At 60.9% G+C, this 23,465-nt stretch carries 22 protein-coding genes, 1 other RNA gene and 1 pseudogene; 20 read left to right on the plus strand and 4 right to left on the minus strand.

The features are described 5' to 3' along the window. Positions 1-33: 33 nt before the first annotated feature. From rpsI to ACI2KS_RS04860, 6 genes and pseudogenes are all read left to right on the plus strand, one after another. Positions 34-366 (plus strand): annotated as a pseudogene (gene rpsI, locus ACI2KS_RS04835) (30S ribosomal protein S9). Positions 367-625: 259 nt separating this feature from the next. Continuing rightward, entirely contained in the window at positions 626-1,219 is a 594-nt protein-coding gene (gene petA / locus ACI2KS_RS04840; RefSeq protein WP_404617730.1) for a ubiquinol-cytochrome c reductase iron-sulfur subunit, read from the plus strand. Next, the gene (locus tag ACI2KS_RS04845; RefSeq protein ID WP_404617732.1) at positions 1,219-2,430 is read left to right on the plus strand and encodes a cytochrome bc complex cytochrome b subunit; all 1,212 of its coding nucleotides are present in this window, start codon (positions 1,219-1,221) and stop codon (positions 2,428-2,430) included. The genes petA and ACI2KS_RS04845 overlap by 1 nt, the downstream gene beginning before the upstream one ends. Continuing rightward, complete coding sequence (locus ACI2KS_RS04850) at positions 2,430-3,209, plus strand: cytochrome c1 (protein ID WP_404617734.1); 780 nt, start codon at positions 2,430-2,432, stop codon at positions 3,207-3,209. Before ACI2KS_RS04845 ends, ACI2KS_RS04850 begins: the two co-directional genes overlap by 1 nt. Before the next feature lie 228 nt (positions 3,210-3,437). Beyond that, positions 3,438-4,055, plus strand: a complete 618-nt coding sequence (locus ACI2KS_RS04855; RefSeq protein WP_404617736.1) for a glutathione S-transferase N-terminal domain-containing protein — start codon at positions 3,438-3,440, stop codon at positions 4,053-4,055. An 18-nt stretch (positions 4,056-4,073) separates the two neighbouring features. Further along, a complete protein-coding gene (locus ACI2KS_RS04860; RefSeq protein ID WP_404617737.1) occupies positions 4,074-4,487 on the plus strand; it encodes a ClpXP protease specificity-enhancing factor in 414 nt (137 codons plus the stop codon). A 184-nt stretch (positions 4,488-4,671) separates the two neighbouring features. Here the strand turns inward: ACI2KS_RS04860 and ACI2KS_RS04865 are convergent, their stop codons facing one another. The 4 genes from ACI2KS_RS04865 to ACI2KS_RS04880 form a co-directional block, all read right to left on the minus strand. Then, positions 4,672-5,250 carry a BON domain-containing protein gene (locus tag ACI2KS_RS04865; RefSeq protein WP_404617739.1) on the minus strand — a complete coding sequence of 193 codons (579 nt, stop codon included), beginning with the start codon at positions 5,248-5,250 and terminating at the stop codon, positions 4,672-4,674. After that, the gene (locus ACI2KS_RS04870) at positions 5,247-5,840 is read right to left on the minus strand and encodes a phosphoheptose isomerase (protein WP_299607696.1); all 594 of its coding nucleotides are present in this window, start codon (positions 5,838-5,840) and stop codon (positions 5,247-5,249) included. The genes ACI2KS_RS04865 and ACI2KS_RS04870 overlap by 4 nt, the downstream gene beginning before the upstream one ends. A 165-nt stretch (positions 5,841-6,005) precedes the next feature. Next, positions 6,006-6,380 carry a YraN family protein gene (locus ACI2KS_RS04875; RefSeq protein WP_404617741.1) on the minus strand — a complete coding sequence of 125 codons (375 nt, stop codon included), beginning with the start codon at positions 6,378-6,380 and terminating at the stop codon, positions 6,006-6,008. After that, positions 6,377-8,191, minus strand: a complete 1,815-nt coding sequence (locus ACI2KS_RS04880) for a penicillin-binding protein activator (RefSeq protein ID WP_404617743.1) — start codon at positions 8,189-8,191, stop codon at positions 6,377-6,379. The genes ACI2KS_RS04875 and ACI2KS_RS04880 overlap by 4 nt, the downstream gene beginning before the upstream one ends. A gap of 221 nt (positions 8,192-8,412) precedes the next feature. On the opposite strand from ACI2KS_RS04880, the gene rsmI reads away from it, so the two are divergent. The 14 genes from rsmI (at position 8,413) to ACI2KS_RS04950 (ending at position 23,463) form a co-directional block, all read left to right on the plus strand. Continuing rightward, entirely contained in the window at positions 8,413-9,318 is a 906-nt protein-coding gene (rsmI, locus tag ACI2KS_RS04885) for a 16S rRNA (cytidine(1402)-2'-O)-methyltransferase (RefSeq protein ID WP_404617745.1), read from the plus strand. A gap of 87 nt (positions 9,319-9,405) precedes the next feature. Next, an RNA gene (gene rnpB, locus ACI2KS_RS04890) (RNase P RNA component class A) lies at positions 9,406-9,763 on the plus strand. Positions 9,764-10,069: 306 nt separating this feature from the next. Beyond that, positions 10,070-10,525 (plus strand): division/cell wall cluster transcriptional repressor MraZ, encoded by a 456-nt coding sequence (mraZ, locus tag ACI2KS_RS04895; protein WP_404617747.1) that lies wholly within the window; start codon positions 10,070-10,072, stop codon positions 10,523-10,525. Further along, on the plus strand, positions 10,522-11,469 hold the full coding sequence (gene rsmH, locus ACI2KS_RS04900) for a 16S rRNA (cytosine(1402)-N(4))-methyltransferase RsmH (protein WP_404617749.1): 948 nt from the start codon (positions 10,522-10,524) through the stop codon (positions 11,467-11,469). The genes mraZ and rsmH overlap by 4 nt, the downstream gene beginning before the upstream one ends. After that, a complete protein-coding gene (gene ftsL / locus ACI2KS_RS04905) occupies positions 11,466-11,759 on the plus strand; it encodes a cell division protein FtsL (protein WP_404617751.1) in 294 nt (97 codons plus the stop codon). Before rsmH ends, ftsL begins: the two co-directional genes overlap by 4 nt. Next, positions 11,756-13,504, plus strand: coding sequence for a peptidoglycan D,D-transpeptidase FtsI family protein (locus ACI2KS_RS04910; protein ID WP_404617753.1), 1,749 nt, complete (start codon positions 11,756-11,758; stop codon positions 13,502-13,504). The genes ftsL and ACI2KS_RS04910 overlap by 4 nt, the downstream gene beginning before the upstream one ends. Beyond that, positions 13,504-14,967, plus strand: a complete 1,464-nt coding sequence (locus ACI2KS_RS04915; RefSeq protein ID WP_404617755.1) for a UDP-N-acetylmuramoyl-L-alanyl-D-glutamate--2,6-diaminopimelate ligase — start codon at positions 13,504-13,506, stop codon at positions 14,965-14,967. The genes ACI2KS_RS04910 and ACI2KS_RS04915 overlap by 1 nt, the downstream gene beginning before the upstream one ends. Next, positions 14,960-16,345 carry a UDP-N-acetylmuramoyl-tripeptide--D-alanyl-D-alanine ligase gene (gene murF, locus ACI2KS_RS04920; protein ID WP_404617757.1) on the plus strand — a complete coding sequence of 462 codons (1,386 nt, stop codon included), beginning with the start codon at positions 14,960-14,962 and terminating at the stop codon, positions 16,343-16,345. The genes ACI2KS_RS04915 and murF overlap by 8 nt, the downstream gene beginning before the upstream one ends. Beyond that, positions 16,345-17,427 carry a phospho-N-acetylmuramoyl-pentapeptide-transferase gene (mraY, locus tag ACI2KS_RS04925; protein ID WP_404617759.1) on the plus strand — a complete coding sequence of 361 codons (1,083 nt, stop codon included), beginning with the start codon at positions 16,345-16,347 and terminating at the stop codon, positions 17,425-17,427. Before murF ends, mraY begins: the two co-directional genes overlap by 1 nt. A gap of 6 nt (positions 17,428-17,433) precedes the next feature. Further along, the gene (gene murD / locus ACI2KS_RS04930; RefSeq protein WP_404617761.1) at positions 17,434-18,780 is read left to right on the plus strand and encodes a UDP-N-acetylmuramoyl-L-alanine--D-glutamate ligase; all 1,347 of its coding nucleotides are present in this window, start codon (positions 17,434-17,436) and stop codon (positions 18,778-18,780) included. Further along, positions 18,777-19,994, plus strand: coding sequence for a putative lipid II flippase FtsW (gene ftsW / locus ACI2KS_RS04935; protein ID WP_404617763.1), 1,218 nt, complete (start codon positions 18,777-18,779; stop codon positions 19,992-19,994). The genes murD and ftsW overlap by 4 nt, the downstream gene beginning before the upstream one ends. After that, the gene (gene murG, locus ACI2KS_RS04940) at positions 19,981-21,054 is read left to right on the plus strand and encodes an undecaprenyldiphospho-muramoylpentapeptide beta-N-acetylglucosaminyltransferase (protein ID WP_404617765.1); all 1,074 of its coding nucleotides are present in this window, start codon (positions 19,981-19,983) and stop codon (positions 21,052-21,054) included. The genes ftsW and murG overlap by 14 nt, the downstream gene beginning before the upstream one ends. Further along, positions 21,047-22,507 carry a UDP-N-acetylmuramate--L-alanine ligase gene (gene murC / locus ACI2KS_RS04945; RefSeq protein ID WP_404617767.1) on the plus strand — a complete coding sequence of 487 codons (1,461 nt, stop codon included), beginning with the start codon at positions 21,047-21,049 and terminating at the stop codon, positions 22,505-22,507. Before murG ends, murC begins: the two co-directional genes overlap by 8 nt. Next, positions 22,504-23,463: a D-alanine--D-alanine ligase gene (locus ACI2KS_RS04950; protein WP_404617769.1), complete on the plus strand. Its 960-nt coding sequence runs from the start codon at positions 22,504-22,506 to the stop codon at positions 23,461-23,463. Before murC ends, ACI2KS_RS04950 begins: the two co-directional genes overlap by 4 nt. The last annotated feature ends 2 nt before the right edge of the window (positions 23,464-23,465 follow it).

A 23,465-nucleotide genomic window follows, 5' to 3' on the forward strand; every position in this document is an offset into this window, starting at 1 on the left:
AAACATACCAAAAACGAAAACGCAATAATTTACATGAGTACAGACACCTGAAAAAACAACATCAACAACCGTTCCCTGGACGCGTTCTTCGGTCGCGAAACTGCCCGCATGGTAGTTCGCCAGCCGCTGGAACTGACCGAGACTGTCGAAAAATTCGACATCTACGTCACTGTCATCGGCGGTGGTGTGAGTGGTCAAGCTGGCGCAATCCGCCACGGTATCACCCGCGCTCTGATGCAATATGACGAAACCCTGCGTGGCGCTCTGCGCAAAGCTGGCTTCGTTACTCGCGATGCTCGCGAAGTTGAACGTAAGAAAGTCGGTCTGCGTAAAGCGCGTAAGCGTCCGCAGTACTCGAAGCGTTAATTCGCTTTTCGTTCAAAAAGAACGCTCAGTTTCCTCTTGGAACTGGGCGTTTTTTTATGGGCGTCTATTATGGGGTGTGACGACACGACTCATCGGTAGATGCCCCGTCTCATAAGGCCTCCCGATTTCGCCAAATGGCGATGCCCTTGCGACTAGAAGGGCTTTTCATTACCATTCGGCAGATTTTTTTGACAGCTAGAACAATAATTCAAAGAGAAGCCTGGCCAAGCGGGCCTCTAAAAGCTGATGGGAGAGGACAATGAGCAATGACGGCGTGAATGCAGGCCGGCGTCGCTTCCTCGTCGCGGCCACTTCCGTGGTTGGCGCAGCAGGAGCGGTGGGGGCTGCGGTCCCGTTCGTAGGGTCATGGTTCCCGAGTGCCAAGGCCAAGGCCGCCGGGGCGCCAGTCAAGGTCAACATCAGCAAGATCGAGCCGGGCCAGCAAATGATTGCCGAATGGCGCGGCCAGCCGGTGTTCATTGTCCACCGCACTCAGGAAATTCTCACCAACCTGGGCAAGATCACCGCCCAGCTGTCCGATCCGGAGTCCAAGAACTCCACCCAGCCTGCCTACGTTGACCCTGTCGTACGTTCGATCAAGCCCGAGTTGCTTCTGCTGATCGGGATCTGTACCCATCTGGGCTGTTCACCGACCTTCCGCCCTGAAGTGGCGCCCGCAGACCTGGGCAAGGACTGGGTCGGTGGATACTTCTGTCCTTGTCACGGCTCCCATTACGACCTGGCTGGGCGCGTTTACAAAGCGCAACCTGCACCCCTGAATCTGCCAGTGCCGCCGCATTCCTACGAGTCGGACTCAATCATCGTCATTGGTGTCGATCAGGAGAAAGCGTAATGAGCAAATTCATGGAGTGGATCGATGCGCGCTTCCCTGCGACCGCGATGTGGGAAGACCATCTCAGCAAGTATTACGCCCCCAGAAACTTCAACTTTTTCTATTTCTTCGGATCACTGGCGTTGCTGGTGCTGGTCAACCAGATCGTTACCGGCGTCTGGCTGACCATGAGCTACACGCCTTCGGCAGAGGAGGCGTTCGCCTCCGTCGAGTACATCATGCGTGATGTGGAGTACGGCTCGATCCTGCGCCTGCTGCATTCCACCGGTGCCTCGGCCTTCTTTATCGTCGTGTACCTGCACATGTTCCGTGGCCTGCTCTATGGCTCCTACCAGAAACCCCGCGAGCTGGTGTGGATCTTCGGCATGCTGATCTACCTGGCGCTGATGGCAGAGGCGTTCATGGGCTATCTGCTGCCCTGGGGGCAGATGTCGTACTGGGGCGCTCAGGTGATCATCTCGCTGTTCGGCGCGATTCCGGTCATTGGGAATGATCTGACCCAGTGGATTCGGGGCGACTACCTGATCTCCGGGATTACCCTGAACCGCTTCTTCGCCCTGCACGTGGTCGCGCTGCCCATCGTCATTCTCGGGTTGGTGGTGCTGCACGTACTGGCGCTGCACGAGGTCGGCTCGAACAACCCCGATGGTGTGGACATCAAGAAGTACAAGGACGAGAACGGCAAGCCGCTGGACGGTATCGCCTTCCACCCGTACTACACGGTCAAGGATATTGTCGGGGTGGTGGTGTTCCTGTTCATTTTCTGTTCGATCGTGTTTTTCTTTCCCGAAATGGGCGGTTACTTCCTCGAGAAGCCCAACTTCGAGCAGGCCAATGCCTTCAAGACCCCGGAACATATCGCACCGGTCTGGTACTTCACGCCGTTCTACGCGATTTTGCGGGCGATCCCCGACAAACTTATGGGCGTCATGGCCATGGGCGCGGCGATTGCGGTGTTGTTCGTCTTGCCCTGGCTCGACCGCAGCCCGGTCAAGTCCATGCGCTACAAGGGCTGGCTGAGCCGAATCTGGCTGGTGGTGTTTTGTGTGGCCTTCGTGATCCTGGGGATGCTCGGCGTTCTGCCGCCCAGCCCCGGTCGCGCGTTGCTGTCGCAGGTGTGTACGTTCCTGTACTTCGCCTACTTCATCCTGATGCCGTTCTATACAAGGATCGAGAAGACAAAACCGGTTCCGGAAAGGGTGACTGGCTGATGAAAAAGCTACTGGCTGTTTTGCTGCTCGCCGCGCTGCCGGTGTTGGCTCTGGCTGATGAACACGGACCCGAGTTGGAGAGCGTCGACATCGATGTCTCGGACAAGGTCGCCATGCAGGACGGTGCCCGGACATTCGTCAACTATTGCATGGGCTGTCACAGCGCCAAGTTTCAGCGCTACGAGCGGGTCGCCGATGACCTGGGCATACCTCACGAACTGATGCTCGACAAGCTGGTGTTCACCGGTGCCAAGATTGGTGATCACATGGTTGCCGGGATGCAGCCGGCCGACGCCAAGACCTGGTTCGGTGCAGCGCCGCCTGATCTGACGCTGGTGGCGCGGGTACGCGGCACTGACTGGCTGTACGGTTACCTGCGCTCGTTCTATGAAGACCCTGCGCGGCCTTGGGGGGTGAATAACAAGGTCTTCCCTAACGTGGGTATGCCCAACGTACTGGTGGGCCTGCAAGGGCGCCAGGTGATCGGCTGCAAGCAAGTGCAGGCAGTCGAGGACGGCAAGAAACAATATGACCCGCTGACCGGATCGCCGCTGACCCACGAGGCTTGTGATCAGCTGACCATCGTGCCCAAGACCGGCACCCTGACCGAAGAGCAGTTTGATGAGAAGGTGAAGAATCTGGTGACCTTCCTTGCCTACTCGGCCGATCCGGTCAAGCTGCAACACCAGCGCATCGGCACCTATGTGCTGCTGTACCTGGCCATCCTGTTCATCTTCGCTTACCTGCTCAAGCGCGAATACTGGAAGGATGTGCACTGACCGATTGCCGGTCCTGTTATAGACCAAACGCGCTCTGAAGAGCCTCGTTCGGGGAATGGCCACAGAGCGGGTATAGTGGCGGGCTGAAGATTGCAGAATTTACTTCGAGTAAATGAGCTATCTTGTCGCCCGCGACGAACACCCGCTGAATGTGGACGTTGCCGGAGGCGCCTTCAGGGCGCGTTCGTTTTTTCTGCTTTTATATTTTAACAAGCGAGGAGGACCGCCATGGGCGTGACCAACCGGTTGGCCTGTTACTCCGACCCCGCCGACCACTATTCCCACCGCGTGCGCATTGTGCTCGCCGAGAAGGGTGTCAGCGCCGAGATCATTGATGTTGTGCAGGGGCGTCATCCGCCCAAGCTGATCGAGGTGAATCCGTACGGCAGCGTGCCGACCCTGGTCGATCGTGACCTGGCGTTGTACGAGTCGACGGTGGTGATGGAATACCTGGATGAACGTTATCCACATCCACCTTTGCTGCCGGTCTATCCGGTGGCCCGAGCCAACAGCCGTTTGCTGATCCATCGGATCCAGCGCGACTGGTGTGCCCTGGTGGACCTCATTCTGGATCCGCGCAGCAAAGAAGCTGCACGCGTCCAGGCGCGCAAGGAGCTGCGCGAAAGCCTGACCGGCGTATCGCCACTGTTTGCGGAAAAAGCTTTTTTCCTCAGTGACGAGCAAAGTCTGGTCGATTGCTGTCTATTGCCCATACTCTGGCGCCTGCCGGTTCTGGGTATCGAGTTGCCGCGGCCCGCCAAGCCGCTGCTTGATTATATGGAGCGCCAGTTTGCGCGTGAGGCATTCCAGGCAAGTCTGTCTGGTGCTGAACGTGACATGCGCTAAGGCCTAAGGAACCGTTCGATGAACTCCAGTCGCCCCTATCTGATCCGCGCTCTTTATGAGTGGATCGTGGATAACGATTGCACGCCGCACATTTTGGTCAATGCCGAGTACCCGTCCGTGCAGATCCCGCAAGGCTTCGCCAATGACGGGCAGATCGTCCTCAACATCTCGCCGAGTGCCGTGCGCCACCTGCACATGGATAACGACGCGGTGAGCTTCGAAGGCCGCTTTGGCGGCGTACCTCACAGCCTCTTCGTGCCCGTCGCCGCGGTCATGGGCATTTATGCGCGTGAAAACGGCCAGGGCATGGTCTTCGACCTGGAGCCTGCCGTGGATGATGATGAAGATCTGGACATGGATGACGACATGCCACCACCGGACGACGAGCCGCCACGCCCAAGCGGCCGGCCGAGTCTGAAAGTGGTCAAGTAGTCGACCTGCTGTAACGAAAAAGGCGATCCCTGAGGATCGCCTTTTTTTGTGTCGCCGTTTTGCTGGCTCTAACCTATTCCTGTAGCGGTCCGGCTTGCCAGCGCTAGCGGCGTGTCAGTGACAGATCAGTCGGCTGACACGCCGCTACCGCCGACAAGCCGTGTTGCTGCAGGGGCAGGGTTCGTCAGTCGATGTACTCGAACAGCTTCACGATTTTCTGCACGCCTGCCACGCCCTGCACCAGGTTGGTGGCGCGGGTCGCTTCGGCCTGGGTCAGCAGACCCAGCAGGTAGACGATGCCGTTTTCGGTCACGACCTTGATCCGCGAGCCCGGAATGGCGCTGTCGGTCAGCATCTCGGTCTTGATCTTGCTGGTCAGCCACGTGTCGTTGCTGCGTGCCAGCAGTGAGGAGGGCGCCATCACTTGCAGTTCATTGTTGACCTTCTTGACCTTCTGCACCTGGCTGGCGGTTTGCTCGGCCAGTTGCTTGAGGTCGGCGCGCGGAGTCTGCCCCGCCAGTAGAACCACGCCGTTGAAGCTGGTCACCACGATGTGCGAGGCGTTGTCCAGATCGGGGCTGGCCTTGGCTACGTTGACCGCTACCTTGGTTTCGATCAACGAGTCGTCGATCTTGCTGCCGAAGGTGCGAGTACCGCGGTCGTCGTCGATTGGCGCTTCCCGGCTGGCGTTGATTACCGAGCTGCATCCGCTGATGCCCAGGCACAGCGTCAGGGCCAGCAGGCTGAGACGTTTGGATATCATTCTTCACTCCCGAACAGTTGGCTGTCGATCAAGTCGCATAGGCAATGGATCGCCAGCAGGTGGACTTCTTGAATGCGTGCAGTGACCTTGGCCGGGACGCGGATTTCGACGTCCTCCGGCAGCAGCAGCGATGCGACATCGCCGCCGTCGCGACCGGTCAGGGCCACAACGATCATTTCGCGGTCATGGGCAGCCTGAATCGCCTGGATGATATTGGCCGAGTTGCCGCTGGTGGAGATGGCCAACAGCACGTCACCCGGTTGACCCAAGGCGCGAATCTGTTTTGAGAAAATCTCGTTGTAGCTGTAGTCGTTGGCGATCGAGGTGATGGTTGAGGTGTCAGTGGTCAGCGCAATGGCTGGCAGGCTCGGTCGCTCACGCTCAAAGCGGTTCAGCAGCTCGGAAGAAAAATGTTGCGCGTCGCCGGCCGAACCCCCGTTGCCGCAGGCGAGCATTTTGCCTTCGTTGAGCAGGGCGTTGACCATCACCTGGCTGGCTTGCTCGATGTGCGGTGCAAGAACGTCCATCGCCTGTTGCTTGGTATCGATGCTGGCCTGAAAAAGCTGGCGAATTCGGGATTGCATGTCCATCTATGAAAACCTTAATAGGGGCGGCTGGTCGGGCGACGTCTGAGGTCATCGGCTTCCCGGCACAAAACTGTGCAGCCCGCAAAGCAAAGAGCAAAAAAAAACGGTGTGGGTTATGTAGGTCGGCAAGCTTGCTGGCGAGCGATGGCGCGTGGTCGGCAGCATACTTCAGCTATCGAATGCATTCTGCAGCCAGTTCAATGCAGGCCCTGCACCCGGATCGCCGTTGATTGCGACGACATCGAAGCGGCAGGGCGAATCCGACCATTGCGACTCGCTCTGCAAAAACCATTGTGCGGCCAGGGTGAGCTTTGCCTGCTTGCGAAAATCGACGCTTTCCAGCGCGCCACCCCATCCAGCGTGGCGCCGATAGCGAACTTCGACGAATACTACTGTATCGCCGTCGAGCATGACCAGATCAAGCTCGCCGCGTTTGCATGACCAGTTCTGCGTGACCAGCTGTAAACCGTGTTGCTGCAAATGTCGCAGGGCACAGGCTTCGGCCTCTTGCCCTGCGGTTTTTCGCGTGTTGCCTGTGGTCAAGGTGCGGTGTCCGGCAGGCGCTGGACCTTGCCATCGACGAACTGTGCCCAGGGCAGCTGGCGTTCGATGCGCTGGCCCTGGCCGATGGCCAGGCTGCCAGACAGCCCGTCGATGCGGCTGTCGGGGAGGGTTTTGAGCTGGGTCAGGCGGGGCGCCAGGCGATAGGCATCGATGCCCATGGCGTAGAGCCGACCCAGGCTGCCGGCCGCTTGAGGCCATTGTGCGGTGACCTGCTGGCGCAGCGGATCGGTGGTGTTGAGCAGCCACGGGGTTTCGCAGAAGCGCACGCCACTCAGGTCGTTGTACATCGCCGGGTCGCCACTGTTGGTAAACAGGTGCGAGGTGGCATAGACCGGAACGTCGCCTGCGTACTGGAAGACCATGGTCGGTTTGATCTGCTGAGCCTGCTGCGGCGTTGCGGCCAGAAACATGAAGTCGACGTCCTGGCGACGGGTCGGCTGTGCGGCCATCTGCGCGCCGGTGGTGCTTTGCAGGCGCTGTGCCCGACCTTCGCTGTTGCGCAACTGGAACAGGTCGGCCACTTGCTGTGCCAGGGCCACAGGTTGATCAATGCGCTCGACACCCAGCAGGGTGCCGCCCTTGGCTTGCCAGCTTTGACGGAAGGCATCGAGGACGCGGTCGCCCCATTCGCCCTTCGGCACCATCGCCACGGCACTGCGCTTGCCGTCGGCCCATGCGCGACGTGCAACTTCGCGAGCCTCGTCTTCTGCCGCCAGTCCGAACTGGAACAGCTCGGCCGGACCTTGTGCGCTGGAGTCGCTGTAGTTCAGTGCCAGGGTAGTGATCGGCAATTGCTGGTGAGTGCTCAGCTGTTTGACCAGCGGTTTCTCCAGCGGACCGACCACCAGTTGCACGCCGGCTGCCTTGGCCTGGGCATAGAAGGCGTCCATCGACGTCACCCGGGAACTGTCGAATACTTCGATGGCGGGCGGTTTCTGGCCCGCTTGTTGAGCCTGGTAATGCGCGGCCATGAAGCCGTCCCGCAGGGCTCGGGCCACCGAGGCAAGAGGGCCTTCCTGTGGCAGCAACAGCGCGATCCTGGTCAGCGGCTCGCTTTTCAGTTCGCGCAACTGGGCAAGCGAAGTTGGCAATTGACGTGCTGCAGGGTGCTGCGGGTTCTGGGCTTTCCAGTTGTCAATGGCAGCCTGTTGCTGTTCCAGAGTGCCGGCGCCCTTGACTGCGCGAGCCAGGCTCAGCCAGCCGCCCATGTCGTCGTTGGCGGTGCTCTGCAGTTGTTCAGGAGGCAGGGCTGCGACCAGGGTCCAGATCGCGTCGTTGTTGGCGCTCAGTGCATCGCCCTGTAACAAGGGCCCCATGAACACGCGCTCGCTGGCGGCGGCAAGTGCCTGACCATCGGCTTCCAGTGCGCGAGCACGCACGGTGTGGCTGCGGGTCTGCAGATCAACCGGCATTTCAGCCAGATGCTGCATGCTCGGGTGGTTGAGCGCGGTCAAGGCAGCCTTAGGCTGGCTGCGACCCAGGGCCAGTTCGGCAGACAGCGTATTGGCGTAGATCTGCTTGTCGGTCTTGAGCTGATCCATTTGCACTTGTTCGAGGATGCTGGCGGCGCGGCTCGGGTTGTTCTGGCGCGCGGCGAGGTCGGCTGCGGTCAGGCGCAGCAGCGCTGCCTGATCAGGAGACTTGGCGGCCGCGGCTTGTTCGAGCAATTGCTCGATGCTGGCGTCGGGGGTGCGTGGCAGTTCGCCAAGGCTGGAGGAGGGCGAACCGGCGCAAGCTGCCAACAGGGCAGCCAGGCAGAGGGCAGAGAACAGCCGCAGGCAAGCGATCATGTATATGTCCTGATACTCGAGCAAATAAGCGTGGAATTGTACCCAAGCACTGGCCGGGGCGCGATGTTGTAGGTGCTAAAGCAGTGATATTGGTTGCCCTGGGGCGCGATTGCGCGCTTCAGTCAGGGTATTTCCCTGTCGCCAGCGGTACCACGGACATGTTGAGCGGATGTATTCGTCCATTGTTCAATCTCCCTGTGTGCAGCGCCTTAACCTGTACAATGCAGGCTTTTATCGAACATGAGGTGTGCGCTTTGACTGCTCCGGGTGCTTTGAATTCCACTACAGGCTCGCTTTATGTGGTGGCCACGCCGATCGGCAACCTGGATGACATGAGCGTACGTGCCTTGAAGGTGTTGCGTGAGGTTGCCTTGATTGCCGCCGAAGATACCCGGCATTCATTACGACTGATGCAACATTTCGGCATCGCCACACCGCTGGCCGCTTGCCATGAACATAATGAGCGCGAAGAAGGCAGTCGCTTTATTGCCCGCCTGCTGGCTGGGGACAGCGTTGCGCTGATTTCGGACGCCGGAACCCCGCTCATTTCAGATCCGGGTTATCACCTGGTGCGTCAGGCGCGGGCGGCGGGCATCACGGTCGTCCCGGTCCCGGGGGCCTGCGCGTTGATCGCGGCGCTGTCGGCGGCCGGGCTGCCCTCCGATCGTTTTATCTTCGAAGGTTTCCTGCCCGCCAAGTCGGTGGGGCGCAGGGCGCGGCTCGAGCTGTTGAAGGAAGAGCCGCGCACGGTCATCTTCTACGAAGCGCCCCATCGGATTCTCGAGTGCCTGCAAGATCTTGAGCAGGTTTTCGGCGCAGATCGCCCGGCGGTGCTGGGGCGTGAGTTGACCAAGACATTCGAAACCCTCAAAGGACTGCCCCTGTCCGAACTGCGCGCCTTTGTCGAAGCTGACAGCAATCAGCAGCGCGGCGAGTGTGTGGTGCTGGTTGCCGGCTGGAGTGAGCCGCAGGGAGAGGATGTGATCGGTGCCGAGGCGCGGCGCGTACTGGACTTGCTGTTGCAGGAAATGCCGCTCAAGCGCGCGGCGGCATTGGCGGCGGAGATCACCGGCGTGCGCAAGAATCTGCTGTATCAGGTGGCACTGGAGAAACAGAAAAGCGAGTGACCGGCCCCCGTCGGCCCGTCAGGTAAATGAGCGAGGGGCTTATTAAAGCTTGTTCTTGAGCCGCCCTGCCATTAACCTTGGCGGCGGAGAGTCGATTGGACAGTCGCTGCCTTTCATTGTTCCGCAATGAAGGGGGGAGGAAAGTCCGGGCTCCATAGGGCGGAGTGCCAGGTAACGCCTGGGAGGCGTGAGCCTACGGAAAGTGCCACAGAAAATAACCGCCTAAGCACTTCGGTGCCGGTAAGGGTGAAAAGGTGCGGTAAGAGCGCACCGCACGTCTGGCAACAGTTCGTGGCTAGGTAAACCCCACTCGGAGCAAGACCAAATAGGGTTCCTAGGCGTGGCCCGCGCTGGAACCGGGTAGGTTGCTAAAGATGTCCAGTGATGGCCATCGTAGAGGAATGACTGTCCTCGACAGAACCCGGCTTACAGATCGACTCTCCACCTCCCCCCCCCTCTTTTTTTATCTCGCAGAACCCCCTTCGTAATGTCGAAAAAATCTTAAACCTCACAAAGTACTTTAACTTCGTGCGGCATCTATTTGAGTGGTCTCGGATTTGTCTGTCAGAACCTTCCGAATTTTCGCAACACTCCTGCATTACCACTCCTAAATCTCCGTCCTGTAAGGGTTTTCCTTAAGAAGTTGCCTTGACGGTGTGGTGGGCGCATTCCTATAGTGTGCGCAAGTGGCGGAAAGTGGCGTGAAGTGGGTTTTTTGACCGCAAAAAGATAATATTCGGAGATCGCGCCTGTGTTCCGTGGTGCCAACGCAATCAATCTCGACGCAAAGGGCCGTCTCGCTATGCCGAGCCGGTACCGTGACGAGCTGGATTCGCGCAGCGCCGGCCAGATGATCGTGACCATTGATACTGTCGACCCTTGCCTGTGCATCTATCCGCTCCCGGAATGGGAATTGATCGAAGCCAAATTGCGTGAGCTCGCCACCTTCCGTGAAGAGAACCGTCGCCTGCAGCGCCTGTTGATTGGCAATGCAGTTGACCTGGAGCTCGATGGCAGCGGGCGTTTTCTGGTGCCGCCACGGTTGCGCGAATACGCCGGGCTCGATAAACGAGTCATGCTGGTTGGCCAGCTGAACAAGTTTCAATTGTGGGATGAGGACGCCTGGAACGCACTTGCTGATGCGGACCTTGCGGCCATTCAAAAACCGGGTGCGATGCCTGATGAACTGCGTGATTTGATCCTGTGACTACGAATAGCGGCTTTACCCACATCACCGTACTGCTCGAAGAAGCCGTCGAGGCTCTCGCGGTGCGCGCCGATGGGTGCTATCTGGATGGCACATTCGGAAGGGGCGGACACAGTCGCCTCATATTGCAGAAGCTTGGGCCGGACGGCCGGCTTCTGGGCTTCGACAAGGATCCTCAAGCGATTGCCACAGGGCAAACGCTGGCGGCCGAAGACGGCCGCTTTGTCATTGTGCAGCGCAGCTTTGCGGAGCTGGGCGCTGAGGCTCTGGAACGTGGCCTGGCGGGGAAAGTCAGCGGTATCCTGCTGGATCTGGGCGTTTCCTCTCCACAGCTGGACGACCCTGAGCGCGGCTTCAGTTTCATGAACGATGGCCCGCTGGACATGCGCATGGACCCGACTCGCGGCGTCAGCGCTGCCGAGTTCATCGCCACCGCGCCTGCCGAAGAAATTGCCCGCGTGTTCAAGGAATATGGCGAAGAGCGTTTCGCCCGACGCATGGCGGGTGCTGTGGTCGCACGTCGCGAAACTCAGCCTTTCGAGCGCACGGCTGATCTGGCCGAAGTGCTGAAAGTTGCCAACCCTGCATGGGAAAAGGGCAAGAACCCGGCGACCCGTGCATTTCAGGGCCTGCGTATTCACGTCAATAACGAGCTGGGCGATCTGGAAGCCGGCCTTGAGGCTGCTCTGCAAGCGTTGGAAGTGGGCGGCCGACTGGTCGTGATCAGCTTCCACTCGCTGGAAGATCGCATCGTCAAGCTGTTCATGCGCAAACTGGTCAAGGGCGAGGCGGATAACATGCCGCGTAACCTGCCGATCCGTCACCAGGCGTTCGAGCCGAAAATCAAGCTGATCGGCAAGGCGCAGTTCGCCTCCGATGATGAAACCCGTGCCAATCCGCGTTCGCGCAGTGCGGTCATGCGTGTCGCGGAGAAACTTCGGTGAGCCGCGGTATCTTCAAACCATTGCCGGGCGGCAGCTTCTTCATGCTCCTCCTGTATATCGCCGTCCTGGTTTCGGCAATTGCGGTGGCCTATAGCGCGCACTGGAACCGTCAACTGCTCAACTCGCTGTACTCCGAGCTCAGCGTCCGCGACAAGGCGCAGGCCGAGTGGGGGCGCCTGATCCTGGAGCAGAGCACCTGGACCGCCCATAGCCGCATCGAAGCCCTGGCCACCGATCAGCTGAAAATGCGCATCCCGAACGCCGCCGATATACGGATGGTGTCGCCATGATGAAACTCGAAGGGGCACTGTACCCTTGGCGGTTCCGCGTCGTGGTCGGCCTGTTGTCAGTCCTGGTGCTGGCCATCGCCTATCGCATCGTCGACCTGCAGGTCATCGATCACCGTTTCCTTATCGAGCAGGGCGACGCCCGCAGCCTGCGTAACGTCTCCATTCCGGCACACCGTGGTCTGATCACCGACCGCAACGGTGAGCCTCTGGCCGTCAGTACGCCGGTGTCCACCATTTGGGCGAACCCGTCCGAAATGCAGGCGGACAAGAGCAAGTGGCCGCAGCTGGCACAGGCATTGGGCCAAGACCCCAAGGCCATGACTGAGCGTCTGAACGAGCAGGCCAGCAAGGAATTCATCTACCTGGTTCGTGGCCTGACCCCGGAGCAGGGGCAGTCGGTGCTGGATCTCAAAGTACCTGGCGTCTACGGCAAGGAAGAATTCCGCCGTTTCTACCCGGCAGGCGATGTGACCGCTCACATGGTCGGCTTTACTGACCTGGACGATCACGGCCGCGAAGGCGTGGAGCTGGCTTACGATGACTGGCTGGCCGGCGTGCCGGGCAGAAGGCAAGTGATCAAGGATCGGCGCGGCAGGCTCATCAAAGACCTGCAAGTGAAGAAAAATGCCAAGGCCGGGAAGACCTTGGCTTTGTCTATTGATCTGCGCCTGCAATACCTGGCGACCCGCGAGCTGCGCAACGCCATTCAGGAAAACGACGCCAAGGCGGGCAGCCTGGTGATCATGGACGTGAAGACTGGCGAAGTGCTGGCGATGGTCAACCAGCCGACCTACAACCCGAATAACCGCCGCACCATGGTCCCGGCCGCGATGCGTAACCGCGCGATTATCGACGTGTTCGAGCCGGGCTCGACCATGAAGCCGATCTCGATGACCGCCGCACTCGACAGCGGCCGCTGGAAGCCCAGCGACAAGGTCGAGGTGTATCCGGGCACCCTGCAGATCGGCAAATACACCATTCGCGACGTGACCAAGACCGAAGGCCCGATCCTCGACCTGACCGGGATCCTGATCAACTCCAGCAACGTCGGCATGAGTAAAGTCGCGTTCGATGTGGGCGGTGAAGCGATCTTCCGCGCCATGCAGCGCGTAGGGCTGGGCCAGTACACAGGCCTGGGCTTCCCGGGCGAACGCGTGGGCAACCTGCCGAACTACCGCGAATGGCGCAAGGCTGAAACAGCCACTCTGTCTTATGGCTACGGTCTGTCGGTGACCGCGCTGCAACTGGTACACGCCTATTCGGCACTGGCCAACAACGGCAAGATCGTCCCGCTGACCATTCTCAAGACCGATAAACCGTCGGAGTCGACCCAGGCGATCCCGGAAGCGACCGCGAAAACCCTGCAAGGTATGTTGCAGCAGGTTATCGAGGACCCGCGTGGTGTGTATCGCGCCCGCGTGCCGTCGTACCACGTCGCCGGCAAGTCCGGCACCGCGCGTAAGACGTCGGTGGGTACCAAGGGTTACGCCGAAAACTCCTATCGCTCTCTGTTCGCAGGTTTCGGCCCGATGAGCAACCCGCGCTACGCCATCGTGGTGGTAATCGACGAGCCGAGCAAAGGCGGCTACTTCGGTGGTCTGGTCTCCGCGCCGGTGTTCAGCAAGGTGATGTCAGGTACCTTGCGCCTGATGAACGTGCGCCCGGACAACCTCGCGCCGGTTCCGCCCGAGCAGCAGGCCAACGCCGCACCGGCAGTCGTTCCAGTCAAAGGAGGGCGCGGCTGATGCCTTTCAACCTGAGCAAGATTTTCGCCCAGAGCGACCGTGATCTGCTGATTCGTGAGTTGACCCTGGACAGCCGCAAGGTGCGTCCGGGTGACCTGTTCCTGGCGATTCCGGGGCTGAAGGTCGATGGGCGCGATCACATTACCGATGCCATCGCTCACGGCGCTGCTGCTATCGCCTATGAAGTGCAGGGCGCCACGGTATTGCCAATCACCGATATCCCGATGATTCCGGTCAAGGGCCTGGCTGCACAGCTGTCCGACATCGCCGGGCGCTTCTACGGTGACCCGAGCCGCAGCATGAATCTGGTGGGCGTGACGGGCACCAACGGCAAGACCAGTGTTACCCAGCTGATCGCGCAAGCGCTGGATCAGCTCGGCCAGCATTGCGGTCTGATCGGCACGCTGGGCACCGGCTTCTATGACCAGCTGAAAAGCGGCATTCACACGACTCCCGATCCGATCTCCGTTCAGGCCACCCTCTATGACCTGAAAAAGGCCGGGGCCAAGGCGATCGCCATGGAAGTATCGTCCCATGGCCTGGATCAGGGCCGTATCACGGCACTGGCGTTCAACGTCGCGGTGATGACCAACCTGTCCCGCGATCATCTGGATTACCACGGCACGATGCAAGCCTATGGCGCCGCCAAGGCCAGGTTGTTTGCCTGGAATGACCTGCGTTGCCGTGTGGTCAACCTCGACGACGACTTCGGCCGGCAGCTGGCTGCCGAACAGCACCCTTCGCGCGTGATCACCTACAGCCTCGAAGACAGCAGCGCCTACCTGTACTGTCGCGATGCGCATTTCGACGACGATGGCGTACGCGCCACGCTGGTGACGCCGCAGGGCGATCACGCCTTGCGCAGCAGCCTGCTGGGGCGTTTCAACCTGAGCAACGTACTGGCTGCGGTCGGCGCGTTGCTGGGGCTCGATTACCCGCTGGATGACATTCTCAAGGTACTGCCCAGACTCGAAGGCCCTGTCGGGCGCATGCAGCGTCTGGGCGGGGGCACGCGTCCTTTGGTAGTCGTTGATTACGCGCATACCCCGGATGCGCTAGAGAAGGTTCTGGCTGCATTGCGCCCACATGCCAAGGGGCAACTGAGCTGCCTGTTCGGTTGTGGCGGCGATCGCGATCGCGGCAAGCGTCCGCTGATGGCCGAAGTCGTCCAGCGTCTAGCCGACAAGGTGCTGGTCACTGACGACAACCCACGCAGCGAAGACCCCGCCCGTATCTTTGACGACATCCGCGCAGGTTTCGTCGTGCCCAATAGCGTCGAGTTCGTCGCCGGTCGTGGTCAGGCCATCGCCCGGATCATTGCTCAGGCCAGCGCCGCCGATGTGATCGTGCTGGCAGGCAAGGGCCACGAGGATTACCAGGAAATCGACGGCGAGCGTCATCCGTTTTCCGATCTTGAACAAGCCGCCAAGGCGCTGGACGCATGGGAGGCCGCACATGCATAAGCCGCTCTCGTTCAGCGAACTGCTGCTACCGCTCGATGCTCGCCGCACCGGCGAGGATTGCAGCTTCAGCGGCGTCAGCATCGACAGCCGTGCGATCAGCGCGGGTCAGTTGTTCGTGGCACTCACCGGCCCGCGTTTCGATGGTCACGATTACCTTGATCAGGTCGCAGCCAAGGGCGCGGTCGGCGCGTTGGTCGAGCGTGAAGTGCCGGGCAGTTCTCTGCCGCAACTGATCGTTGGCGATACCCGCAAGGCACTGGCGCAGTTGGGTGCGATGAATCGCAATGCCTTCATTGACAAGCCGGTTGCGGCCATTACCGGCTCCAGTGGCAAGACCACGGTCAAGGAAATGCTGGCAAGCATCCTGCGCACCCGCGGTTCGGTGCTGGCCACGCGCGGCAACCTGAACAATGAACTGGGTGTTCCCCTGACATTGCTGGAGCTGTCACCGGAATTTGACGCCGCAGTGATCGAGCTGGGCGCATCGCGGGTCGGCGAGATCGCCTTTACGGTCAGCCTGACCAAGCCTCATGTCACCGTGATTACCAATGCCGGAACCGCTCACGTGGGCGAGTTCGGCGGCCCCGAGAAAATTGTCGAGGCCAAGGGCGAGATTATTGAAGGTCTCGATGCCCAGGGTGTCGCCGTGTTGAATCGCGACGACAAGGCATTCGATATCTGGGTCGCCCGCGCGGGTGCACGCAAGGTGCTGAGCTTTTCCACCAGCAGCAATGGGGCGGACCTGTACGCCAGCGACCTGGGCATCGACGCCCGTGGCTGCCCAGGCTTCACGCTGCACAGCCCCCATGGCTCGGCGCAGGTCCAACTCAATCTGCTGGGCGCTCACAACGTGGCCAACGCACTGGCAGCCGCCGCTGCCGCCCATGCGCTCGATGTGTCCCTGCCGGGCATCGTCGCCGGGCTGGGCAGCGTGCAGCCGGTCAAGGGCCGCACCGTCGCCCAACTGGCGAGCAACGGCATGCGCGTGATCGATGACACCTACAACGCCAACCCGACTTCCGTGGCCGCTGCCACCGACATCCTCGCCGGTTTTTCCGGTCGTACCGTGCTGGTGCTCGGCGATATCGGGGAATTGGGCGACTGGGCCGAGCAGGGCCATCGCGATGTTGGCGCCTATGCCGCCGGCAAGGTCGATGCGCTGTATGCCGTTGGTCCCTTGATGGCCCATGCGGTCGAGGCTTTCGGGCAGGATGCGCGGCATTTTGCCAATCAGGCCGACCTGATCGAGGCGCTGGGCGCCGAGCAAGACAAAAACACCACTCTTTTGATCAAAGGTTCTCGCAGTGCCGCGATGGAAAACGTCGTCGTGGCCCTGTGTGGATCCCAGACTTACCCCTTGAAGGCGGAGAAACATTAATGCTGCTGCTGCTGGCCGAGTATCTGCAACAGTTCTACAAAGGCTTCGCGGTCTTCCAGTACCTGACCCTGCGCGGGATCCTTGGCGTGCTCACTGCACTGTCATTGTCCCTGTGTCTGGGCCCATGGATGATCCGAGCCCTGCAGAACAAACAGATCGGCCAATCCGTGCGAAGTGACGGACCTCAATCGCACCTGTCCAAATCCGGCACTCCCACCATGGGCGGGGCATTGATCCTGTCTGCCATCGGCATCGCCACCTTGCTCTGGGCTGACCTGAGCAACCGCTATGTGTGGGTCGTGTTGATCGTCACGCTGTTGTTTGGCGGCATCGGCTGGGTCGACGATTACCGCAAGGTCATTGAAAAGAACTCAAAGGGCTTGCCAAGCCGCTGGAAGTACTTCTGGCAGTCGGTGTTCGGTCTGGGTGCTGCAATCTTCCTTTATATGACCGCGCAATCGCCGGTGGAAACCACGCTGCTGATCCCGATGCTCAAGGACTTCAGCATTCCGTTGGGCATCGGCTTCGTGGTGCTGACGTACTTTGTGATCGTCGGCTCCAGCAACGCGGTCAACCTGACTGACGGCCTGGACGGTCTGGCGATCATGCCAACGGTCATGGTCGGTGGGGCATTGGGTATCTTCTGCTACCTGTCCGGTAACGTGAAATTCGCCGAATACCTATTGATCCCCTATGTGCCGGGCGCGGGTGAACTGATCGTGTTCTGTGGCGCGTTGATCGGTGCGGGGCTGGGTTTTCTCTGGTTCAACACCTATCCGGCCCAGGTGTTCATGGGCGACGTCGGCGCGCTGGCGCTGGGTGCAGCCCTTGGCACCATTGCGGTGATCGTTCGTCAGGAAATCGTGTTGTTCATCATGGGCGGTGTGTTCGTGATGGAAACCCTGTCAGTGGTCATTCAGGTCGCATCCTTTAAATTGACCGGCCGCCGCGTTTTCCGCATGGCGCCGATCCACCACCATTTCGAACTCAAGGGCTGGCCCGAGCCGCGTGTGATCGTCCGTTTCTGGATCATCACCGTGATTCTCGTGTTGATCGGTCTCGCCACGTTGAAACTGAGGTAGAGCAGAGTGTCACTGATCGCGTCTTCTCACTTCCGCATCGTTGTCGGCCTCGGCAAGAGCGGCATGTCCCTGGTTCGCTTCCTGGCGAACCGGGGTGTGTCGTTTGCCGTGGCTGATACGCGGGAGAATCCGCCGGAACTGGCGACCTTGCGTCGTGACTATCCGCAGGTGGAAGTGCGTTGTGGCGAGCTGGATGTGGAGTTTCTCTGCCGTGCCGACGAGCTGTACGTAAGCCCCGGTCTTGCGCTGGCAACCCCTGCGTTGCAGCAGGCCGCCGCCCGTGGCGTGAAACTGTCCGGCGACATCGAGCTGTTCGCGCGTAACGCGAAGGCGCCGATCATCGCGATCAGTGGATCGAACGCGAAAAGCACCGTGACCACCCTGGTTGGCGAGATGGCCGCAGCCGCTGGCAAACGGGTTGCCGTTGGCGGCAATCTGGGGACTCCGGCGCTGGACCTGCTCAGCGACGACATAGAGCTGTACGTCATGGAGTTGTCGAGTTTCCAGCTGGAGACCACCGATCAACTCTGCGCCGAGGTTGCCACCGTGCTCAACGTCAGCGAAGACCATATGGATCGCTACAGCGGCCTGCCGGCTTATCACCTGGCCAAGCACCGGATCTTCCGCGGCGCTCGCCAGGTGGTGGTCAATCGCCAGGATGCCCTGTCACGACCATTGATCGGCGAAGGCGTGCCTTGCTGGACCTTTGGTCTGAACAGACCTGACATCAATGGCTTCGGTCTGCGAGAAGAGAACGGCGAAAAGTATCTGGCGTTCCAGTTTGAAAATCTGCTGCCGGTTCGTGAGTTGAAGATTCGCGGCGCGCACAATCAAGCCAATGCCCTGGCTGCCTTGGCGCTGGGCCATGCAGTGGGTCTGCCATTCGATGCGATGCTGCGCAGCCTGCGCACCTTCGCCGGCCTGGTGCATCGGTGCCAGTGGGTTCGCGAGGTCGCCGGCGTCAGCTATTACGACGACTCCAAGGCCACCAACGTCGGTGCAGCGCTGGCGGCCATTGAAGGGTTGGGCGCGGACATCGACGGCCAGTTGGTACTGATCGCCGGCGGAGATGGCAAGGGCGCCGATTTCTCTGCACTCAAAGCCCCGGTCGCCAACCATTGTCGCGCCGTTGTCCTGCTGGGGCGCGATGCCCAACTGCTCGCTGATACGTTCGGCGATTCGGTGCCTCTGATACGCGTCAATACATTGGAAGAAGCTGTGCAACGTGCTGCCGATTTAGCTCAACAGGGAGACGCCGTGCTGCTGTCCCCAGCCTGTGCAAGCCTGGATATGTTCAAGCATTTCGAAGAGCGCGGACGCCTGTTCGCCCAGGCCGTGGGGGACTTGTCATGATCTTTGGCGTGATCAAGCCTTACCCGTCGCCGATCATCAGTGGTCGGGGCGTCGACGTCGATTTCCCGATGCTTGCCGGTTGCCTGGCGTTGCTCGGCCTGGGGCTGGTGATGATCACTTCCGCCTCCTCGGAAGTGGCCGCCGTGCAGTCGGGCAATGCCCTGTACATGATGACCCGCCACCTGATCTATCTGGTGCTGGGGCTGGGCGCCTGTATTGCGACCATGATGGTGCCGGTTGCTACCTGGCAGCGTCTGGGCTGGCTGATGCTGATCGGCGCGTTCGGTCTGCTGATCATGGTGATCGTCCCCGGGATCGGGCGCGAGGTGAACGGATCGATGCGCTGGATCGGCTTCGGCATGTTCAACGTGCAACCATCGGAAATCGCCAAGGTGTTCGTGGTGATCTTCCTGGCCGGTTACCTGATTCGTCGTCAGCAGGAAGTGCGTGAAAGCTGGATGGGATTCTTCAAACCGTTCATCGTGCTGCTGCCCATGGCCGGTCTGCTGTTGATGGAGCCTGACTTCGGGGCCACCGTAGTGATGATGGGCGCGGCCGCCGCGATGCTGTTCCTGGGTGGTGTGGGCCTGTTCCGCTTTGCCCTGATGGTGGCGCTGGCCGTGGCCGCCGTGTTCGTGCTGGTTCAGGCGCAGCCCTATCGGATGGCGCGTCTGATCACTTTCACCGACCCGTGGTCCGACCAGTTCGGCTCCGGCTACCAATTGACCCAGGCGCTGATCGCCTTCGGTCGCGGTGAGTGGTTCGGCGTCGGCCTGGGCAATAGCGTGCAGAAGCAGTTCTATCTGCCGGAAGCGCACACCGACTTCGTGTTCTCGGTATTGGCCGAAGAGCTGGGTGTGGTGGGTTCCCTGGCCACGGTCGCGCTGTTCGTGTTCGTCAGTATCCGGGCGATGTACATCGGCATGTGGGCCGAGCGCGCCAAGCAGTTCTTCGCCGCGTACACCGCGTATGGCCTGGCGTTCCTGTGGATCGGTCAGTTCCTGATCAACATCGGGGTGAACGTCGGCCTGCTGCCGACCAAGGGTCTGACCCTGCCATTCCTCAGCTATGGCGGCAGCTCGCTGATCATCTGCTGCGCCAGTCTTGGTCTGTTGCTGCGCATCGAGTGGGAATCGCGCAACAACATGGGCAGTGAAGAGGCCGAGTTCAACGAGAGCGATTTTGCCGAGGAGCCCACCCATGGCCGTCGGTAATGTGCTGATCATGGCCGGCGGCACCGGCGGACACGTGTTCCCGGCACTGGCTTGCGCTCGCGAGTTTCAGGCGCGCGGTTACACCGTGCACTGGCTGGGCACGCCACGCGGCATCGAAAACGAACTGGTGCCAGCGGCCGGATTGCAATTGCACCTGATCAACGTCAGCGGTTTGCGCGGCAAGGGTCGACTGTCTTTGCTCAAGGCACCGTTCATGCTGATCAAGGCGCTGCTGCAGGCGCGCAAGGTCGTGCGCGAGCTCAAGCCGGTATGCGTGGTCGGCTTCGGTGGCTACGTGACCGGCCCTGGCGGTCTGGCTGCCAGGCTTGCGGGTGTGCCGTTGATCATCCATGAGCAAAACGCCGTCGCAGGTACCGCCAACCGCAGCCTGGCCTCGTTTGCCAGCCGCGTGTGTGAAGCGTTCCCGCAGACCTTCGCCGTGTCGCCCAAGCGCCGCACCACCGGTAATCCGGTGCGTGCCGAGCTGTTTTTCGAGACCCCGCGCCAGGCGCTGGCCGGGCGCAGGCCACGGTTGCTGGTGCTGGGCGGAAGCCTGGGTGCCGAACCGTTGAATAAATTACTGCCCGAGGCGCTGGCCCAGGTGCCCGCGCAGCTTCGTCCTGAAGTGTTTCATCAGGCGGGCAAGCATCACGATGAAATCACCACCGAGCGGTATCGCGCGGCCGGTGTCGAGGCGCAGGTGGCGCCCTTCATCAAAGACATGGCCCAGGCTTATGGCTGGGCGGATCTGGTGGTTTGTCGCGCAGGCGCGTTGACCATCAGTGAACTGGCGGCCGCTGGACTGCCGTCGTTGCTGGTGCCGTTGCCCCACGCGATCGACGATCACCAGTCGCGCAACGCCGAATATCTGGCTCGTGAAGGCGCTGCCTTCGTGATGCCGCAAGCGACAACTGGCGCCGCAGAGATGGCGGCTCGCCTGAAAGAGGTTTTGATGCAACCCGAACAATTGAAACGCATGGCAACCACGGCTCGCCAACTGGCCAAGCCGGATGCCACCAACACTGTCGTCGATGTCTGCCTGGAGGTGGCCCATGGTTGAGAATCAACGCGCCATGCCACAGCCGGAGATGCGCCGGATTCGCCGCATTCACTTCGTCGGTATCGGCGGCGTGGGCATGTGCGGGATTGCCGAAGTGTTGTTGAACCTGGGCTATCAAGTGTCCGGGTCCGACCTCAAGGCATCGCCCGTGACCGAGCGGCTGGAGTCTTTCGGTGCACAGATTTTCATTGGTCACCGCGCGGAAAACGCAGCGGTCGCCGACGTGCTGGTGGTGTCCAGCGCGGTGAACCCCTCCAACCCGGAAGTGGCGACCGCGCTTGAGCGTCGCATCCCGGTAGTGCCGCGCGCCGAAATGCTCGCCGAGCTGATGCGCTATCGCCATGGCATCGCGGTTGCCGGCACTCACGGCAAGACCACCACTACCAGCCTGATCGCTTCGGTGTTTGCCGCCGGCGGCCTCGATCCGACATTCGTGATCGGCGGCCGCTTGAACGCAGCGGGCACCAACGCGCAACTGGGGACCAGCCGTTACCTGATTGCCGAGGCCGACGAAAGCGACGCCAGCTTCCTGCACCTGCAACCGCTGGTAGCCGTGGTCACCAACATCGACGCCGACCACATGGCGACCTACGAAGGCGACTTCAACAAGTTGAAGAAGACCTTCGTCGAATTCCTCCACAACCTGCCGTTTTACGGTCTGGCAGTGGTGTGCATCGATGATCCGGTGGTGCGCGACATTCTGCCCTCGGTCAAGCGTCCGACCCTGACCTACGGCTTCAGCGAAAACGCCGACGTGCGTGCGATCAACGTCCGTCAGGAAGGCATGCAGACCCACTTCACCGTGCTGCGCCGCGATCGCGAGCCGCTGAACGTCTCGGTGAACATGCCGGGCAACCACAACGTGCTCAACTCGCTGGCGACTATCGCCATCGCCTCCGACGAAGGCATCACCGACGAAGCCATCGTACTGGGCCTGTCAGGGTTCCAGGGCGTGGGTCGACGTTTCCAGGTCTATGGCGAACTGCCGGTCGAAGGCGGCAGCGTGATGCTGGTCGACGACTACGGTCACCACCCGACCGAAGTTGCGGCGGTGATCAAGGCCGTGCGCGGTGGCTGGCCGGATCGGCGCCTGGTCATGGTCTACCAGCCGCACCGTTACAGCCGTACCCGCGACCTGTACGACGATTTCGTCCAGGTGCTCAACGACGCCAACGTCTTGCTGCTGATGGAAGTCTACCCGGCCGGTGAAGAACCGATCCCCGGCGCCGACAGCCGCCAGCTGGCTCACAGCATCCGCCAGCGCGGGCAACTGGACCCGATCTACATCGAGCGTGGCGTTGAACTCGCGCCGCTGGTCAAGCCGCTGCTGCGTGCCGGGGACATTCTGCTGTGCCAGGGTGCCGGCGACATTGGCGGCCTCGCTCCGCAGTTGCTCAAGAGCCCGTTGTTCACGGGCGCTATCGTGGCCTCAACCGAAGGTAAGCTGAAATGACAGCCGCCGTGCAGTCCTCCCTGATCTCGACCCTGGAGCCAGAAAGCTTCGGTCGCGTTGCCGTGCTCTTCGGTGGCAAGAGCGCGGAACGGGAGGTGTCGCTCAAATCCGGTCACGCGGTGCTTGAAGCGCTGCGTAGCGCGGGTGTTGATGCGTTCGGTATCGACGTGGGCGACGATTTCCTGCAACGGCTGGTCAGCGAGAAGATGGATCGCGCCTTCATCGTCCTGCACGGGCGCGGTGGTGAAGACGGCACCATGCAGGGCCTGCTCGAATGCCTGGAAGTCCCGTACACCGGCAGCGGCGTGCTGGCTTCGGCGCTGGCCATGGACAAACTGCGCACCAAGCAGGTCTGGCAGAGCCTGGGCCTGCCGACGCCGCGCCACGCGGTATTGGGCAGCGAAGCCGATTGTATTTGCGCGGCGACGGAACTGGGCTTTCCTTTGATCGTCAAACCCGCCCATGAAGGTTCCAGTATCGGTATGGCCAAGGTGACCGGCGTCGACGAATTGATCGCCGCCTGGAACGCCGCCAGTACCTACGATTCGCAAGTGTTGGTCGAACAATGGATTGAAGGTCCGGAGTTCACCGTCGCCTCTCTGCGCGGGCAGGTATTGCCGCCCATCGGCCTGGGTACCCCCCACAGTTTCTACGACTACGACGCCAAGTATCTGGCCAGCGATACCCAGTACCGGATTCCCTGCGGCCTGGATGCAGCCAAGGAACAGGAACTCAAGGCGCTGACAGCGCGTGCCTGCGAAGCGGTAGGCATCGCCGGCTGGGCGCGTACCGACGTCATGCAGGACGCCGAGGGCAAGTTCTGGCTGCTGGAAGTCAATACCGTGCCCGGCATGACCGATCACAGTCTGGTGCCCATGGCTGCGCGTGCGGCCGGGCTTGATTTCAAACAGTTGGTGTTGGCGATCCTGGCCGACAGTGTCCAGGTGCGGGGGTAAAT

It is taken from the genome of Pseudomonas sp. NPDC087358, from assembly GCF_044900785.1.
In the GTDB taxonomy this organism is placed as follows: domain Bacteria; phylum Pseudomonadota; class Gammaproteobacteria; order Pseudomonadales; family Pseudomonadaceae; genus Aquipseudomonas.